We start from the raw sequence: 18,185 nt of genomic DNA, 5'->3' as shown, positions 1-18,185 counted from the left end.
TATTCGGTTAGAAGAAACATTATTATTATTAAAAAAATGGCTGAAACACAAATCATTCAAGAAGAGCAAATCAGTACAAAAGACTTATTCAGAAAAGTAATCAATATCTTTAGACTGATTGGAAGTGAATGGAAGTTATTATTGATAAGTATTTCAATAGGTACTTTAGTTAGTATTCTATTTGACATAAAAAATTTCAAAGAGTCTCAATACTCCGGCGAGATTCATTTCAATCTGGAATCAGGTTCTTCAGGTCAAAACAGTATGGCTGGGTTTGCAGGTATTGCCAATGCCTTCGGAGTAGGCAACGTGGGTGGGTCTCAGTCGAACGATCTATTCAGTGGCGGCAACTTCAATTCGGTTATTGCCTCCAAAACTTTATATGAAAGAGCATTAATGAAAGAAGTAATGGTTGGTAATAAGAAAACATTGTTTATCAATTATTATAAAGACAGTAGTGATATAAAAAGAAAAGAATGGGGTGGTGATTTATTCAAAAAGCCGAACACTGCCTTTATTAATTTCAGATTTACACCCAAAAGCCCGGAACAATTTACCAAAACTGAAAATGAAATAGTTGCTACCATTTACGAGAAACTGGTAAAGCAGACAGAATTGGCACCTTTGGATAAGAATGGTTCAATTATGATTCTTTCGGCTACTACTAATAGTGAAATACTTACGAAAATATGGATTGAAACCCTTCTGGAAACATTGGAAGAGTTCTATATTGAAGTACGAACCAAAAAGACGAAAGAGATTTATGATATACAAGTAGAACGTCTGAACGAATTACAGTCTAAATTGAGCTCAACGGATCGCCAGTTGGCTATCACCACTTATCAGAACTTAAATGCTGTTGACCCTACCGCACCTATGCGCCAGCAGCAATTAAATAGAAATAATACGTTTATATCAAATCAGTATTATTCGCAAATGGCGTCGGTAGAGAATCTTCGTATGCTCTTAATACACCAAACGCCCTTATTTACTATGCTACAACCGGTGCGTTTACCGTTAATACGTAAAGACTACACCATAGGGAGCAGTTCAAAAATCGGAGCTTTTCTGGGTTTCTTCCTGTGCTTGGTGTTTATTATTTTCAGAAGAACCTATCAGGAATTAATGAGCTAAGTTAAATTTGTATTTATTGATTGAATTAGAATTGTGCATGAAAAAATCTGAAAATGAAATAATAATAAAGGCTGGAAAATCGACATTTCATTATTGGAAAGATATTTGGCGGCAGAGAGAGTTATTCTGGATTCTAGGAAAGCGCGACATCATGGTCCGCTACAAACAAACTGTTTTAGGTATTGCCTGGGCAGTTTTTCGTCCTTTGCTAACGGCAATGGTTATGACATTTGCCTTTGGTAAAATTGCCAAAATGGAAACCAGTGTAACCCTGCCCTATATGATTGTTGTGATACCGGGTGTTATTATCTGGTTGTTTTTTTCTCAGTGTTTATCACAAATCAGTAATAGTATAGTTGGCAACGGTAATCTAGTATCGAAGGTCTATTTCCCGCGTATCATTATCCCTTTCAGCTCATTATTAGTCGGGCTTTTAGATGCGCTTATTGCCTTTGCCATGTTTTTTATTTTTTGCATCTATTATCAGTTCATTCCCAACTGGCATATAGTTTTTGCTCCTTTATTTATGATTCTGGCATATTTAGGCGCTTTTGGTTTTGGCCTTATTGCTTCGGTTCTTAATGTAAAGTATCGTGATATTGCGCAAATAATACCTTTTATAGTTCAGTTTGGTTTTTTCATTTCTCCGGTAGGTTATACCAGCGAGCAGCAAAAAGATGCCTGGTGGTACCCCTACTACAATCTTAATCCGATTGTAGGTGCAATCGACGGCCTGAGATGGTCCTTATTAGGCGATTACTCCCCATTTAATTGGCAAAGTCTGATTCCGACTCTGATATTCGTAACGATTTCTGTTATCTTTTCCATTTGGTTTTTCCGGAAAAACGAAAACTCATTCGTCGATTACATTTAACATCAGTATTTCTGAAAGACATTTCGCATGAAAGCAATATCAATAAAAAATATATCAAAAAAATACATACTCAGTCATAAGAAGAAGAAATATCAGAATCTGACAGAATCGCTTACGGGTTTTGTGCAGGAGTTTTTTTCAAACAAAGAAGAGCACGAAACCAAGGAGGTTTTTTGGGCGCTGCGAGGAGTAAGTTTTGATATTGAACAAGGAGACCGTGTTGGTATTGTTGGCTCAAACGGAGCCGGAAAATCGACGCTGTTAAAAATATTAAGCCGCATAACAGAACCTACGCATGGCGAGGTTCGTGTAAACGGCAGAATGGCCAGTTTGCTTGAAGTGGGGACAGGTTTCCATCCGGAATTAACCGGAAGAGAAAACATCTTTCTGAATGGAGCCATACTGGGCATGCGCCAGGAAGAAATCAAACAGCAATTTGATGCCATTGTAGATTTTGCCGGAATTGAGAAATTTCTTGATACGCCCGTGAAACGTTATTCTTCAGGTATGTATGTTCGTTTGGGTTTTGCCATTGCTGCCCATCTGGAGCCTGAAATACTGATTGTAGATGAAGTGCTGGCCGTTGGAGACTCTGAATTTCAGAAGAAATGCCTCGGCAAAATGAAGGATGTATCGAGCACCGGCCGAACCGTTCTATTTGTTAGCCACAATGCCACTGCAATTCAAGGGCTTTGCAATAAGGCGGCTTTCCTGCAGAAAGGTAACTTAGTAAAATATGGAGAAGTAGGCGAAGTACTGCATGATTACATGACGAGTATTTCCAAGTTTCAGCTAATACAGAATTGGGATAGCCCCGAAGGTGCCCCCGGTAATGACCTCGTAAGAATAAAACATATTGAAGTATTGCCCGAGTTTGTGAATGGCAGTAAGAACATAGATGTACGCACGCCATTAAAAATAATATTCGAGTTCTGGAATATGACTGAAAAGGCAGACCTGAACCTGAGTGTGTTTTTGTATAACATGACAGGCGAGTGTGTCTTTAATGTAGGCAGCCAATCGAAGACATTTACTATGGGTTTGGTGAAAGGTGTGCTCGAGATTCCGGGTAATTTTCTGAATGATGGTTCTTATTATATATCTGTAATGATTGTAAAAGACACTTCTGACCCGGTATATGTATTAGAAGATGCCATTAGTTTTGATGTGGCCGATTTCAGAGAAGGCACCAGTTGGTATGGCAAATGGCCCGGAGCGGTTCGTCCGATACATATTCCATTAAAAACCTGGAAAGTAGACGGTTTAATATAAATCACTGAACCGAATCCCTTAAATGTATTATACGATTTAAAGGATTCGGTAAATCGTCTTCCTTATATTCAAATATTAACTACATTTGCAAACTACATTCTGAACGGATGGAGAAATTTGCTTATATATGTTGCAGCAATAAAATCTGAGTCGGTTCAGAATCTTCATCGGTTTAAACAAAGCGTTCCTTTATTGTGATAAACGTAACAAAATCATTTTTACCATCATTTGAAGAATACCAGGAGAAAATAAGAGGTATCTGGGAAAATACGTGGCTAACTAATAACGGGCCTTTGGTTCGTGAGTTAGAAGCTAAATTGAAAGACTACCTGGGTGTAGAAAACCTCCTGTATGTTACCAACGGTACTATAGCTTTGCAAATAGCTATTAAGGCACTTGATCTGAAAGGTGAAATCATCACCACACCGTTTTCATATTGCGCAACCACTACCTCTATACTTTGGGAAAACGTAAAACCTGTTTTCGTTGATATTGAAGAAGATACTTATAATATCGACGCCGATTTGATAGAGCAGGCCATAACCGAAAAGACATCGGCCATTATGGCCACACACGTATATGGTCGCCCTTGCAATATTGAAAAAATAGACCAAATAGCGCGCAAATACAATTTAAAGGTAATTTACGACGGAGCACATTGCTTTGGTGCTACCTATAAGGGTAATTCTGTTTTATCTTTTGGCGATGTAGCCACTTGTAGTTTTCATGCAACCAAGGTTTTTCATACCATTGAAGGAGGTTGCGTTATCTGCAAAGATGAGGAACTGCTGAAAGTGCTGACTCATTATAGAAGTTTCGGGCATAAAAACGATGACTATTATATGATAGGCATTAATGCCAAAAACTCTGAGTTTCATGCAGCAATGGGTTTATGTAACCTACCTAAAGTAGCAGATATCATAGAAAAAAGAAGAATAGTTTCTGAAAAATATGATCAGCTTTTAGACTGGACAAAACTAAAACAACCCAAGCAAGACATAGAAGGATTTGTTTATAACTATGCCTATTACCCGATTATGCTGCCTTCAGAACAAAAACTATTTGAGGTTACTGAGGCTTTGCATAAAGAGGATATCGTACCACGCCGCTATTTTTATCCGTCGCTCAACCAACTTCCTTATCTTGATTTTTATAACCCCTGCCCGGTTTCAGAAAGGTTGTCGTCAGGGGCATTATCATTACCTTTGTACTACGATCTGGACTTGAAAGATGTAGAGAGAATAGCCAGAATAGTTAATAGTACGCTTTAATATTTTTCAATTCAAAGCCAATATATTTCATCAGTGATAGATGTATCTATAATTATTGTCAATTATCGTACTCCTGAGTTGATTGTTGACTGCCTGAAAACAGTTAAACAGTTTACAAAGAAAGTAAGCTATGAAGTGATAATTGTTGATAATCAATCGAAAGATAATGATGAAGAATTTGTTAAAGAGCATTTTCCTGAGGTAAGGTGGGCTCCTATGGGCTATAACGCGGGTTTTGGCCGGGCTAATAACCTCGGTATGAAATTGGCCACCGGCAAATATTTTCTGCTATTGAATTCAGACACCAAGTTATTTGAACCGGTGATTGACAGATGCGTTGAAAATATGGAAAATCGCCCTGATGCCATTGCCGGAGGTGCCTATCAGGTATATCCTGATTTCAGTCCCAGGGCATTTTATCATACCTTTACTTTCAGAAGAGATTTCTGGATTACCCCGCCCCCACTCAGAAAATACTTAGATAAGCTTATTCCTTACACAAAGTATGATGACCCCGAACAGGTCGATTATATTGCTGCTGCCTTTCTGATGGTGCGCAAAGAAGGTTTTGAGAAAACCGGAGGCTTTGATGAGGAGTTTTTCCTGTATGGAGAAGATACCGAATGGGGACACAGATTAGGTAAGATTGGCCGATTACTGGTATTTAAAGATTGCAGAATCATACATGAAGAATGGGGAAGCAAGCCGGAACGGTATGAAGAAGCACAAAGATATACCTATTTTAATAGATTTGATGAGCAGATTCATCTCTCGAATCTGGTATGGATACGTAAACAATATGGTGTGTTTCATTATTTTCTGTTAATGTTACACTACTGGCTGTGGGTACCTGTTTTTTTTCTGATGAAAATGGTATCAAATCTGCTGAAGATGCAAAATCCGTTCGGCGATTTATACAACCAAAAAAGATTTGCCCGAACAATCGGCAGATTTTCGGCGTTTTTCTTGAAAATTGTACTGAAAAGACCAACCTTTTATAAAATTAAATGAAAGAGAAAACCATTCTTTTTCTTACACCAACTGGTGGACGAACCGGCTCTGAAATGATGATTTGGTACCTGCTCAGACATTTATCGGGCAAAATCAAATCAGTTGTTTATAGCTGTAAGAATGGGGAGTTATTTGCAAAACATTCAACTGCTGACCTTACCTTCGTGAACACCCGCAAAGATGGATTTCTATCAAAAATATACGAAGGCGTTTATTTTAAGCTATTCAAGCGTACTCCTGAGGAGAGCCGTATTTTGAAAATTCAGCAGCAGGTAAAAGCCGACAAATGGTATCTGAATACGCTAACCATGCCGCGATTCGCCCGTTTAGCGCATAGCCTTAACATACCTTACATTGTGCATGTGCACGAACTGGTCAGTATTTATGACGAAATCATGTACGATGATTTCAAATTTCAGTTTGACAATGCCGAGAAAATAATCTGCTGCTCAGCCATTGTAGAGAAAAGAATCAGACAGATGGGTTATACCAGCACCATACTGCTTCATTCTTTTATTGATACTGAAAAAATCAGTACCAAGTCGGACACAGGGCAATTAAGACAGGAACTGGGTATTCCGCAGGATTCTTACGTTTGGGTTATGTCAGGCTCCATGAACCTCCGGAAAGGGTACGATACAGCTCTGGATGTTTTAGAAAATCTGCCTGCCAACGTTTATTTACTTTGGCTGGGTAATATTAAAAAGACGGGCGTTTTGCACTACCTTGAGCAGAGGACTAAACACGATAAACTGAATTTTGTTGTGGCCGGAGAACAATCAGACAAGTATTATGATTACCTGAACATGGCCGATGGCTTTGTTTTGCTGGCGCGGGAAGACCCATTCCCGCTTGTGATGATTGAAGCTGCTTTTCTGCAAAAGCCAATTGCGGGTTTCAATTCAGGCGGAATAGATGAATTTATGCAGGCCGGCATGGGTCTGGTGGTTGATAGCTTTAATCCGAAAGATTTAGCCGATGCCATGATAAAGATTCAGAATAAGGAAATTGATATAAATAAAGATACTTTAAAAAACCGTGCTTTAAATTTTGATATCAGAAATCAGATTGAAAAGTGGGTTACTTTTTTTAATTAAATTAATAGTATTGTAACATGAGTGCACTGAACGATATATTGGGTGAACTGAAAGAAGCACAGAAAGTGCTTGACGATTTTATTTCATCAGAAGAAAATCTGAAAAATATAGAAGCTACGGCCGATCTAATGGCCAATGCACTGAAAAACGACAAAAAGATTATTTCCTGCGGTAATGGCGGGTCACACTGCGATGCCATGCACTTTGCCGAAGAGTTGTCTGGTCGATACAGAGAAAATCGCCGCGCACTGGCTGCTATCGCTATTTCTGATCCGAGCCATATTTCCTGCACAGGTAATGACTATGGCTATGATTTCGTTTTCTCCCGTTTCATTGAAGGCTTAGGTAATACCGGAGATGTACTGTTGGGAATCAGCACCAGTGGTAATTCAAAAAATATTATCAATGCAGTGCAAGCAGCCAAAGAAAAAGGTATGAAAACAGTTATTTTCTCTGGTAAAGAGGGCGGGCAACTGAAAGGCACGGCCGATGTAGAAATTATAGTACCTCATTTCGGATACGCCGATCGTATTCAGGAAATCCATATCAAAGTTATTCATATCCTGATTCTGTTGATTGAAAAAAGAGTGATAAATCCGGAACTATGATTTAACTGAATATGATGGTTTAGTTGATTCTTAAAATACAGGGATAATTAAATCAGCCGATTTAAAATTCACAACGATTATCAGAATCAGTTTCATCACAGTTCAAGAAGTTTTTCTCTATTCATAAACCCTGTCATGAAAATCCTTTTCATTAGTCATGATGCCAACCGCGCCGGAGCGCAAATTTTTTTGTTGAATATTATGAAATATTTTCAACAGAAAAAGGTGTCCATGCATTTGTTGTTGCTTGAAGGAGGAAGTCTGGAAAAGGATTTTGAAAAAATTTGTACGGTACATCAATATCCAGTAGAAACAAATTCCCTGTCACAAAATCTGGTGGGTAAAGTTTTAAAGAAACTAGGTATAGGTGCTAATAATTCCATTCAACGGTCCAGAGAGTTACTCTATACAAAGCTAGCCTCTGAGGGCTTCCAATACATTTATGCCAATACAATTGCTACGGCAAATGTAATGCCCGAACTACTTTCATATCTGAAACTACCGCTCATTACGCATATACATGAGCTTGAATTTTCCATTCAGTTTTACTCGTCTGCAGAAAACAGAAATTTTCTGTTTCATAATACAAGCAAATTGATTGCCTGTTCACAAGCTGTGGCCGATAATCTGATCGAGAATCATGGGTTTGACAAGGAAAAAATTGAAGTAATTCACTCTTTTGTAAATAATCAGGATGTTTTACGTAGATCAGCCGAAACCAATCGTGCTGCTATCAAAGAAAAATATCAGATTCCACCAGATGCCTTCCTGATTGGAGGCTGTGGCAATGCAGAATGGAGAAAAGGTGTCGATGTATTCGCTTCGCTGGCGCGCAGAGTGATGGATATTAATCCGGAAAATATACACTTTGCCTGGGTGGGTATAAAAAAAGAAGGAGAATACTACCAACAGGTTGCTTTTGATGTCACCAGAATGGGTATCAGCAATAATATTACATTCATAGAGCCTACTCCTGAGGCCATAGAATTAATTAGCAGCTTTGATATATTTACTGTAGTATCAAGAGAAGATCCTTTCCCTTTGGTGATGCTCGAAGCCGCATTAGCTGAAAGAATGATTTTCGGGTTTGAAAAAACCGGAGGGTGCTCTGAATTCATAGAGCAGGACGCTGGGAAATTGTTTCATTACCTTGACATTGAAAAGATGGCGCAGGAAATTGTTGATTTTAGTAAAAATCCAACCAACCTGTATGGCAAAAAAGCCAGAGAAAAAGTACTGAATCAGTATAGTTTCGAAAACTCGATTCTTAAAATAGAAAAATTATTACAAAACTTATCCTAAAAGACTGATACTTACATGACACTTGCTTTTACCATTTGTTCGGTCAATTATCTTGCTCAGGCTCATACTTTAGGTGATTCACTTAAAAAACATAACCCTCATTTTAAGTTTATCATAGGTCTGGTTGATAAATTGGATACCAAAGAAATTGATAAAAGTAAATTGCCGGAGTACCCCCTGCTGGAACTCGACAAAATACAAATTGAAGACCTGGCAGGTATGTGCGAACGATATGATATTACAGAACTTAATACGGCTGTAAAACCCTATTATATCAATCATTTTCTGAAAAATAATCCGGAAGTAACCAATATTATCTATTTTGACCCGGACATTATCATATTCGATAAACTGACGCTACTGGAGAAAAACTTAGAAAATTATAACATTGTTGTTACTCCGCACATTACTTCGCCTTATACTGACACGGCCTTCCCTGCTGATGAGACACATGCCAACACAGGAATTTTCAATTTTGGTTTTGTGGCCATGCGTCGTTCAGAAACCACCCAAAAGATGGTTGATTGGTGGTGCGAAAAACTCAAAAAAGAATGTGTGATAGACCTCTGCAACGGCCTTTTTGTAGACCAGCATTGGGCCGACTTCTTTCCGGCCTATTTCGATAAGGTTTTGATTGACAAGCACTCCGGTTATAACGTAGCCTATTGGAACATACATGAGAGATATTGCAGCCAGAAAGACGGACAATGGTTTGTTAATGAAAACGTACCTTTGCAGTTTTTCCATTTCAGTGGTTATCTCATTGCCAAGCCACAAGAAATCTCGAAATACCAGAACAGGTATACTTTTGAAAAACGCTCCGATCTGGTGCCGTTATTTGATTTATACAGAAACGAGCTGCTGAAAAATAATGAGTTGTATTGGAAACATTTTAAGTGTGACTATATTAAACCTCCTAAAATAAAGCGATATTTGCGGGTAAGAACGTATTTAAAACTCCCACTCGAAAAATTAGCTCAGGTGTTTGAGTGATCTTGTTTATGCAGAAAATTATTGCACTCTGGCAACATCGTTATAGAAAATACTCTCATCTGTTTTTGGTTTATCTGAATTTTTTAGCCGTCTATTTCAAAATACAGTTATTAAAAATCAGGTTTTCGGGTAAACGAAAAGTAGTTGCTATTGTGCTTACCCAACAGTTTGGCGATATAGTAGCTGCAGAGCCTATTACACGGCAGATTAGAGAAAAACACCCGGATGATTATATTCTTTGGATCGTGAGGTCGGTGTTCAGAGAATTGCTCGAAAATAATCCGAATCTGGATGATATCCTGGAAGAATTCTGTGCCAACCAAAGGCGTCTGCTGATTAATTCAGGTATTTTTGATGTTATTTATAATCTGCAGTTTCGCAACAACAGTTATTGTCCCACATGCGACGTGTTTGTAGAAAATCCGGCGGCAGATAGTAAGGATATCACCATTAATAATTACTATTTTAAAGGAAACCTGCTCACTGTTCAACAAAAAATGGCTGGTATTCCGATAGAAGATATTCAACCGCAATTGTTTATTACTGATGCACACAGAGCAAAAGTTGATTCGTTACAATTACCGGAAAAATTTCTGATTGTTCATTGCCAGTCAGCACAAAGCAGCCGTAACTGGAATAATACCAAGTGGAAAGCCTTAATCAGTTATTTACTTGAAAAAACAGATTGTTACATCATTGAAATAGGCCTGAGCAGTGATTTGGATGTAACCAGTCCAAGATACATCAATTTGTGCGGAAAACTGACCTTGCTGGAAACAGCAGAAGTTATTAAAAGAGCACAACTGTTTATAGGGATAGACAGTGGCCCTGCTCACTTGGCCAATGCCGTTGGTACCTATGGCGTTATTATGATAGGTAAACTGGCCGATTTCATTAATCAGAATCCTTATTCCGGTAAATATAAATCCGGTGAAAACGTATTAATTATAAGAAATACAGAAGGCCCGAGTGCTGACATCCCCGTCGACGAAGTAATTGAGGCTATTAATCAACATAAACTATTACCTGTAGCTTAGAGAAACCGGGTGTTTCTCTGTCTTGACCGTATGCTTTTTTTTACACTTTGCAATATTCATCAATTACCACAGGCGCATCTATTGGGCGACTCCATCAGGCAACATCAACCCGATGCTGATTTTTTTATCGGTTTGATTGACAAGAAAGATAGGATTCCGGATGATTTTGAAGTCGCTTACAAAGTTATTGAAGTGAGTGAAATAGGCATTCCTCATTTTGATAGTATGACAGAGCGTTACCTGGTCAGTGAATTATTGCCTGACTGCAAACCGTTCTTTGTTGATTATGCCTTAAAGAGTTCTGACAAAGTCATTTACCTTGATTGCACCAGCGTGCTCTTCAGCTCTGTTGACTTCTTAGAAAATGACCTGAACCATTACAATATCATTCTTGTACCGCAACTATTGCATGTAGGAATGCACCCTAATGAGAAACAAATACTCAATACCGGTATTTTTCATTCAGGTTTTATTGGTTTCAGAAGGTCGGAAGAAACACACAGGTTTCTGCAATGGTGGAGCAAAAGCACGGCTGAAAAAGGCTATGTTGATCTATGTAAAGGCTTGAATACCGACCAGCTCTGGCTTGAATTTGTTCCGGCTTTCTATGATAAAGTACTCATACAAAAACATGAAGGGCTGAATTTAGGCATCTGGAGTTTACCTGAAAGAAAAATTGATTCAGCAAAAAATACTGTCAATGGCCAGCCGCTCATTTCAGTCAACTTTAAAGGCATGAAATACTGGCGCGCGTACAGAAAAAAACTACGGAAAAATCCGATTAAGAAAACAGAACCGCTTTATGGAATACCTGACCCTAAAGAAAATAAAATAGGTAAAGGTATTGCCCGAAACATAAGGAAGATAAATGGTTTGGTTGATAAACTAATCGATTTGATACAATAGTTTGAATGAAATAGTTTTTTAACTTAATTTTGCAAAATACCTGACATTCGTTTTATGAATTACAAAATTGAAAAGACAGAGCAATACGTACTTATTTCTTTAGACGAAACTTCTTTTGGAACTGAGATTGTTGCTCCATTCGAAAAATTAGTGGTGCTGCTATACCGTGAAGGTTTCACCAACATGGTAGTTGATTTCACCAAAATTACCGAAATTGATGACGCAGGCATTTCTTTAATCAGAAAAGCTACCCATGTGTGCAGAACCGAACAGGGTCTTTTTGTGATTTGCACAAAAGATGATGATTTAATAGATACGATTGACGCGGCAAAAATTACTGAATTAGTCATTCTGCCTACCGTTGACGAAGGCATCGATGCCGTATTTATGAACGACCTTGAAAATGATTTCCGTGAGGAAAGCGATGACGAGTTTGATCTGGGTGAAGAAAACGGTTTTCAGGAAGAAAAATTCTGATGCAAACAGAATCACTCAAACAAGCAACTATCTATTCAACCATCTTTGTTTAAATGTACCCCTTTAGGGGCAAGGGGTTATCATGAATTTTGAACTATTAATACTTGGTACCGGCTCTGCTACGCCCACGCTTGAACATAATCCATCAGCCTACTTACTTACACTTGACAATGAACATTATCTGATTGACTGCGGTGAAGGCACGCAATTTCGCCTGCTTGAACACAAAGTTCGTTCTCATCGCATCCGTCATATATTTATCAGCCACCTGCATGGTGACCATTATTTTGGTTTGATAGGCCTCATCTCCAGTTGGAACCTGAATCAACGCAAAGAAGATTTAACCATATACGGCCCCAAAGAGCTGGCAGAAATACTGACTATCCAGTTTAAGCATTCGCATACCTACCTGCATTTCAATGTTAATTTTGTTGCTACAGACACCACAGTAGCACAACTGATAGTAGAAACACCTATTCTGACGGTTGAAACTATTCCGTTAATCCATCGGATAGATTGTTGCGGCTACTTGTTCAGAACCAAAGAAACCAAAAGAAAACTGCTGGCTGAAAAACTACCGGAGAATTTCCCGGTTCCGTTCCTGAAAATGCTGAAAGAAGGGCTTGATGTAGAAGATACATTAACCGGAAAAGTATATAAAAACGAAGATTACACCATTTCAGGTGCTCTTTCAAAATCATTCGCCTATTGCTCAGACACGGCCTACAACGAGGCGATTATACCGCAATTGCAAAATGTAGGAAATATATTCCATGAAGCTACTTTTGTAGATACAGAATTAAAACGAGCCGTTATCACCAACCATTCTACTGCCCGTCAGGCGGCTACCATTGCACAAAAATCTAATGCAGGGCAATTGATCATCGGGCATTATTCTTCACGATACAAAACCCTCGAAACACACCTGAAAGAAGCACAGGAAGTATTTGAAAATACGCTCCTGGCACAGGAGGGAGCCTCTTTCAAGCTTTTATAGTGAAGCCTGTTTCAGCAGTAATTCCTGTTTAACTACTTTAATGCGGTCGTTGAAGCTGATTTCTTTAAAATTGACGTTTTTCTCGCAGGTAGCTTCAAGATAATGCATGATGTCTTTCTGATGGGGCACTCTCCTACCCGTTTCCACACTTACATATTTGCTGGTGGTCCACATAAAATTCTTCAGCTCACTCATATTCTCGTCAGTCATATAATATTCGGTCACTAAAGTATCAACATCAAAAAAAATGGCTCTTGAAAAAATCTTCACCCATTCGCTTAGCACTGCCGGACGAATATAGGCTATCTGGTGCTGGTACACCACCCAGCTTGTGCGGTAGTTTTTGAATACTTCCGAAAACTTAAAGCCATACAGCTTTGCTACCTGGTCTTCGCGTGCATTGAAATAATAATCAAAATACTTAGAGTTATTAAGGTGTTGCAGAGGGTCGCAATCCTGAAAACGAATAATAGCTTTTGACTCCGTAATAGTGGGGTACTCCCCATCGTTGATTTTTTCAAACATAAGAATGTGCCAGTAATTTTACTCAAAATTAGAAATAGTTTTCCAATTACTTAAAACTTAAGCCCTAAACCGCGTTTTTTCAGGAATTTCTATAAATTGCACTTACTATTTTCATATTATTGATCCATGCATGGAGCTTACTAATGCCATACAATTGATTACCCATCCGGAGTTTTCGATTAAGAACAAGAGAAACTGGACTGATTTAGGGTGCGGCTCCGGAACATTTACAAGGGCACTGGCAATTATTCTTGAGCCTGGCAGCCAAATTTTAGCTGTTGATACAGACCAATCAGCATTAAACAAAATACCTGAAAGCCTGAATCAGATAGCTATCAGTAAACAGAGGGTCAACTTTGTTAATGAAGCGCTGAATGCAGAAAACCTGAACGGTATACTGATGGCCAATTCTTTGCATTTTGTAAAAGAACAAGCGGTATTTCTGAACAAAATAAAACAATATCTGTCCAAAGATTCCTGTTTTTTGATTATTGAATATGATACCGACTCCCCCAATACCTGGGTTCCGTATCCATTAAGTTTCGAGTCACTAAGGTCTCTTTTTTCCAAAGCAGGTTATAGACATATCCATAAACTTAATGCAAGACCATCCATCTACGGAAACAGAGAAATATACTCGGCTTTAATAGAGTAATTCAAATCTATCAATTAAATGAAGAATTTAATTACAGATTTTGAAACTAAATTGAAAACGTAAAAGTTTACTTAATAAGTTATACACGACAATTCACTTCTCGCAATAAAAATCATAAAAAACTTACTATCAGCCTTTTATAAAAAAAGTTAAAATTCACTCCTATATAGTCTATAATAATTATAGGATTTATGTATATTTGCAAAGTTAAATTAAGGAAGTCATGCAAAGTTTTCGTACAGAATTAGAGAATCCGTTAGTTCAGAAAGATATCATTGATTTAGAACGCAAAATCAGGCTTTTCCGCGAGGGAAAGATTCATGAGGAGAAGTTCCGTAGTCTGCGTTTGGCAAGAGGGGTATACGGTCAACGCCAGCAGGGGGTACAGATGGTCAGAATCAAATTACCTTATGGTAAAATGACACTCAACCAATGGAAAAGGATATCTGATATTTCGGACGAATACTCAACAGGTAACCTGCACCTTACAACCCGCCAGGACATACAGATTCACTTTGTAAGTCTTGACAGAACGCCCGAGTTATGGTCTAAACTGGAGCAGGATAAAATTACCCTCCGTGAAGCCTGTGGTAATACAGTAAGAAACATCACCGCCTCGCCTACAGCTGGTATCGATCCGAAAGAACCTTTCGACGTAACACCTTATACGCATGCGGCGTTTGAGTATTTTCTTCGTAATCCGGTTTGTCAGGAAATGGGACGTAAGTTCAAAATCGCATTCTCTAACACAGATGACGATACCGCACTTACTTTCATGCACGACTTAGGCTTTATTCCTAAAATTCAGGACGGCAAAAGAGGATTTAAAGTGATGCTGGGTGGTGGTTTGGGTGCACAACCTCAACTAGCCCATGTAGCGTATGAGTTTCTGGATGCAGATCAGGTTATTCCTTTCATAGAAGTTGTTATCAGAGTTTTTGACCGATACGGTGAGAGAAATTCACGTCATAAAGCCCGTATGAAGTTCCTGATAGCCAAAATAGGCTTTGAGGAGTTTATGAAACTGGTAGAAGACGAAAGAATTGCGCTGAAAGTAAAGAACTATCCGATTGATGCTCAAAATCCTGATTTTCAGTACAATTACGCAACTCCGGAAACACAGGAAATACCTGAAAACAATACGGAAGCCTACAAAAACTGGTATAAAACCAATGTATTTGCACAAAAGCAGGAAGGCTACTACGGTGTTTTTGTAAGAGTTCCATTGGGCGACATCTCCAGTGTGGTATCAAGAAGTCTGATAGAAAAACTGAGATCCTATATTGCAGATGATGTGCGCGTAACGGTCAATCAGGGTCTGTTATTCAGATTTGTACAGGCTAAAGATCTGTCTTATGTCTATAGTGTGTTGAGCGAATATAACCTGGCTTCGCCGGGTGCCAACAGTATTGCGAATATCACGGCTTGTCCGGGTACTGATACCTGTAACCTGGCCATTTCTGACAGCACCAAAATCACCCTTGAATTTGAAAAAGTACTGCGTGAAGACTTCCCTGAACTTGTAGAGGAAACCGACATGCAGATAAAAATATCAGGCTGTATGAATGCCTGCGGACAGCACAGCATGGCACATATTGGCTTCCATGGCAGTTCATTGAAATCGGCAGGAAAGGTATTACCGGCGCTTCAGGTATTGCTGGGCGGTGGTATCAAAGGAAATGGAGAAGGAAGAATTTCTGATAAGGTAATCAAGATTCCGAGTAAGAGAGGCCCGCAAGTGTTAAGACTTGTATTGAATGATTACGAAACGAATGGCCTTGATGGTGAGTATTTCAACGATTACTACGACCGCCAGGGTGAAAAATACTTCTACACCTTATTGAAGCCATTGGCTGATTTAACGACGCTAATTGATACTGATTTTGTTGACTGGGGACGCGACGAGTTGTTCCAGACAGAAATTGGTGTGGGCGAATGTGCCAGTGTGATTATTGACCTGGTAGCTACACTCTTCTATGAGTCGGAAGAAAAAATAGACTGGGCCAGAACAGCCTTTGACGAAGGTCGCTGGGCAGATGCCATATATTACGCTTATCAGTCGCAAATAAACACTGCCAAAGCATTGTTGCTCGATAAAAACATCAACACCAGTACACAACATGGTGTGATGAACGAATTTGATAAAAGTTATGCTGAAGAGTTTGGTGGTAATTTCAAAGCTCAGGTTTTACAAATTAACCAGAACGAACCCAGCCAGATTTTTGCCATTGATTATATATCAGAATCTGAAAACTTCCTGAAAGAAGCAATCACCTGGAGAGAAGCTAATAAAAATGCTGTTGTTGAAGCATGATTGATAACCCGAACATAAAATCCGGTTTTTTACACCCTATTCCCAAACTGACTGTGGTTGGTGCCGGAATGGGCGACCCTGAATTGATTACACTTAAAGCGATCAACGCATTAAGACAAGCCGACGTAGTGTTGTATGACGCCCTGATAGATGAAGAACTATTGGAGTACTGCCACCCCGCCTGCGAACGTATTTATGTAGGCAAGCGCGGTTATTTAAAAAGCGTCAGTCAGGATAGTATCAATTTTCTGATTGCAGAAAAAGCATTCGAAAAAGGACATGTAGTGCGCCTGAAAGGTGGAGACCCCTTTATATTCGGCCGCGGCAATGAAGAAATTGCCTATGCCAAAGAAAGAGGTATTGAAACAGCCTACATACCGGGAGTATCAAGCATTATGTCGGGTGGCTTCTATGAAATTCCCTTGACAGCCAGAGGCGTTGCCGATGGTTTCTGGGTCATTACGGGTACCAAAGCAGATCAGTCATTGTCTGACGATGTAAGACTGGCGGCTCGTTCTAACTCTACAGTGGTCATACTAATGGGCATGAAAAAACTGGCCGCTATAGCCCGTATATTTGAAGAAGAGGGCTTTGGCGACACACCAGTGGCAATTATTCAGAACGCGGCTACACGTGAGCAGAAAATAGGTATCGGCCAGGTAAAAAATCTGGAAGAAATTGCGGCAAATCATGTCTTAAGTAATCCTGCAGTTATACTGATTGGTAATGTTGTAAAACAAAACAGTATTCAGCATCTCTGCTATTTAGGTCATCAATACTCCGGAAAAGATAAAACAAACTAAGACAAGCAACAAAAGTACATGGAAAGAATCGCGAATACCCTAAGCACGCATGTTCGACTGAAATATATTGCCATTGCAATACTTGCTTTAAAAGTTTTCTTAATTGGAGTGTTAACTTATCGTATTTTTGCCAGTATTCATTCGTTCCAATGGGGTATTGACAATCTCTTTATTTATTACGTAGGTGTTGGCTTTTTAGCACAATTGGTTGACGGAGCTCTGGGTATGGCCTATGGCATCACGTGTACTTCCATGTTGCTGGGTGTAGGTGTTCCACCGGCTTATGCTACAGCCAGTGTACATACGGCTGAGGTATTTACAACAGGTGTCTCCGGTCTTTCACATTTGTATTTTGGCAATATTGATAAAAAGCTCTTTTTCAGAATCGTTATCACAGGTGTGATTGGTTCCATGATAGGAGCTTATTTAATTTCTGAGATTCTGGACGGCAAAGTTATACGTCCTTATATTTCACTTTATCTGGTGGGTTTAGGTATGATTATTATCATTAAAGCGTTCAGAAAAAGACCGCCCAGCCCGACCAACAAGAATCTTGGTCTATTAGGCCTGGTCGGTGGTTTTTTTGATGCCATTGGTGGTGGTGGCTGGGGGCCTTTGGTTACTTCCAACCTTATCAACAAAGGTAATGCACCTAAAGAAGCAATAGGTACCGTAAATACTGCCGAATTCTTTGTGGCGTTTTTCAGCACAGGTATTTTTATGCTTTTTATTGATATTCAGGCCTGGCAACCCATTGCCGGTCTTATTTTAGGAGGTGTGCTGGCAGCTCCGCTGGGGGCTTTCCTTGTAAAATTGTTCAGACCTAAAACCATCATGCTTATTGTAGGGATTCTGGTTTCAGGCCTTAGCATTTACAATATTATTAAAGTCTGGTTTTAATTAGCCATT

General features: G+C 39.1%; 18 protein-coding genes. 17 read left to right on the top strand and 1 reads right to left on the bottom strand.

The features are described 5' to 3' along the window. Positions 1–36: 36 nt before the first annotated feature. The 13 genes from AC1RRY_RS09545 to AC1RRY_RS09485 all read left to right on the top strand — a co-directional run bounded on the left by AC1RRY_RS09545 (position 37) and on the right by AC1RRY_RS09485 (position 12,979). Positions 37–1,134: a hypothetical protein gene (locus AC1RRY_RS09545; RefSeq protein ID WP_492816071.1), complete on the top strand. Its 1,098-nt coding sequence runs from the start codon at positions 37–39 to the stop codon at positions 1,132–1,134. A gap of 37 nt (positions 1,135–1,171) precedes the next feature. Beyond that, entirely contained in the window at positions 1,172–2,008 is an 837-nt protein-coding gene (locus AC1RRY_RS09540; RefSeq protein ID WP_492816073.1) for an ABC transporter permease, read from the top strand. Positions 2,009–2,035: 27 nt separating this feature from the next. Then, positions 2,036–3,280 carry an ABC transporter ATP-binding protein gene (locus AC1RRY_RS09535; RefSeq protein ID WP_492816075.1) on the top strand — a complete coding sequence of 415 codons (1,245 nt, stop codon included), beginning with the start codon at positions 2,036–2,038 and terminating at the stop codon, positions 3,278–3,280. 194 nt (positions 3,281–3,474) lie between these two features. Continuing rightward, complete coding sequence (locus AC1RRY_RS09530; RefSeq protein ID WP_492816077.1) at positions 3,475–4,551, top strand: DegT/DnrJ/EryC1/StrS family aminotransferase; 1,077 nt, start codon at positions 3,475–3,477, stop codon at positions 4,549–4,551. 33 nt (positions 4,552–4,584) lie between these two features. Continuing rightward, entirely contained in the window at positions 4,585–5,562 is a 978-nt protein-coding gene (locus AC1RRY_RS09525) for a glycosyltransferase family 2 protein (RefSeq protein WP_492816079.1), read from the top strand. Next, complete coding sequence (locus AC1RRY_RS09520; protein WP_492816081.1) at positions 5,559–6,659, top strand: glycosyltransferase family 4 protein; 1,101 nt, start codon at positions 5,559–5,561, stop codon at positions 6,657–6,659. Before AC1RRY_RS09525 ends, AC1RRY_RS09520 begins: the two co-directional genes overlap by 4 nt. Before the next feature lie 17 nt (positions 6,660–6,676). Continuing rightward, a complete protein-coding gene (lpcA, locus tag AC1RRY_RS09515) occupies positions 6,677–7,267 on the top strand; it encodes a D-sedoheptulose 7-phosphate isomerase (protein WP_492816083.1) in 591 nt (196 codons plus the stop codon). 135 nt (positions 7,268–7,402) lie between these two features. Continuing rightward, entirely contained in the window at positions 7,403–8,569 is a 1,167-nt protein-coding gene (locus AC1RRY_RS09510) for a glycosyltransferase family 4 protein (RefSeq protein WP_492816085.1), read from the top strand. A 15-nt stretch (positions 8,570–8,584) separates the two neighbouring features. Next, positions 8,585–9,562 carry a glycosyltransferase gene (locus AC1RRY_RS09505; protein ID WP_492816087.1) on the top strand — a complete coding sequence of 326 codons (978 nt, stop codon included), beginning with the start codon at positions 8,585–8,587 and terminating at the stop codon, positions 9,560–9,562. A gap of 8 nt (positions 9,563–9,570) precedes the next feature. Continuing rightward, positions 9,571–10,599 carry a glycosyltransferase family 9 protein gene (locus AC1RRY_RS09500; protein WP_492816089.1) on the top strand — a complete coding sequence of 343 codons (1,029 nt, stop codon included), beginning with the start codon at positions 9,571–9,573 and terminating at the stop codon, positions 10,597–10,599. Positions 10,600–10,629: 30 nt separating this feature from the next. Further along, positions 10,630–11,505, top strand: a complete 876-nt coding sequence (locus tag AC1RRY_RS09495; protein ID WP_492816091.1) for a hypothetical protein — start codon at positions 10,630–10,632, stop codon at positions 11,503–11,505. Between the two features lie 54 nt (positions 11,506–11,559). Continuing rightward, positions 11,560–11,982 carry an STAS domain-containing protein gene (locus AC1RRY_RS09490; RefSeq protein WP_492816093.1) on the top strand — a complete coding sequence of 141 codons (423 nt, stop codon included), beginning with the start codon at positions 11,560–11,562 and terminating at the stop codon, positions 11,980–11,982. Between the two features lie 82 nt (positions 11,983–12,064). After that, positions 12,065–12,979 carry a ribonuclease Z gene (locus AC1RRY_RS09485; protein ID WP_492816095.1) on the top strand — a complete coding sequence of 305 codons (915 nt, stop codon included), beginning with the start codon at positions 12,065–12,067 and terminating at the stop codon, positions 12,977–12,979. On the opposite strand, the gene AC1RRY_RS09480 is transcribed toward AC1RRY_RS09485, so the two are convergent. Then, entirely contained in the window at positions 12,974–13,504 is a 531-nt protein-coding gene (locus AC1RRY_RS09480) for an acyl-CoA thioesterase (RefSeq protein WP_492816097.1), read from the bottom strand. The genes AC1RRY_RS09485 and AC1RRY_RS09480 overlap by 6 nt on opposite strands. A 130-nt stretch (positions 13,505–13,634) precedes the next feature. On the opposite strand from AC1RRY_RS09480, the gene AC1RRY_RS09475 reads away from it, so the two are divergent. The 4 genes from AC1RRY_RS09475 (at position 13,635) to AC1RRY_RS09460 (ending at position 18,176) form a co-directional block, all read left to right on the top strand. Then, positions 13,635–14,159: a class I SAM-dependent methyltransferase gene (locus AC1RRY_RS09475; RefSeq protein WP_492816099.1), complete on the top strand. Its 525-nt coding sequence runs from the start codon at positions 13,635–13,637 to the stop codon at positions 14,157–14,159. Positions 14,160–14,382: 223 nt separating this feature from the next. After that, complete coding sequence (locus AC1RRY_RS09470) at positions 14,383–16,473, top strand: ferredoxin-like domain-containing protein (protein ID WP_492816101.1); 2,091 nt, start codon at positions 14,383–14,385, stop codon at positions 16,471–16,473. Beyond that, positions 16,470–17,276 carry a uroporphyrinogen-III C-methyltransferase gene (gene cobA / locus AC1RRY_RS09465; RefSeq protein WP_492816103.1) on the top strand — a complete coding sequence of 269 codons (807 nt, stop codon included), beginning with the start codon at positions 16,470–16,472 and terminating at the stop codon, positions 17,274–17,276. The genes AC1RRY_RS09470 and cobA overlap by 4 nt, the downstream gene beginning before the upstream one ends. Positions 17,277–17,294: 18 nt before the next feature. Next, positions 17,295–18,176, top strand: coding sequence for a sulfite exporter TauE/SafE family protein (locus AC1RRY_RS09460; protein WP_492816105.1), 882 nt, complete (start codon positions 17,295–17,297; stop codon positions 18,174–18,176). The last annotated feature ends 9 nt before the right edge of the window (positions 18,177–18,185 follow it).

The organism is Emticicia sp. GW821-FHT11C11 (genome assembly GCF_058808615.1).
The sequence above is the reverse complement of the archived record's forward strand: the minus strand, read 5'-3'. Positions and strand labels throughout refer to the sequence as shown.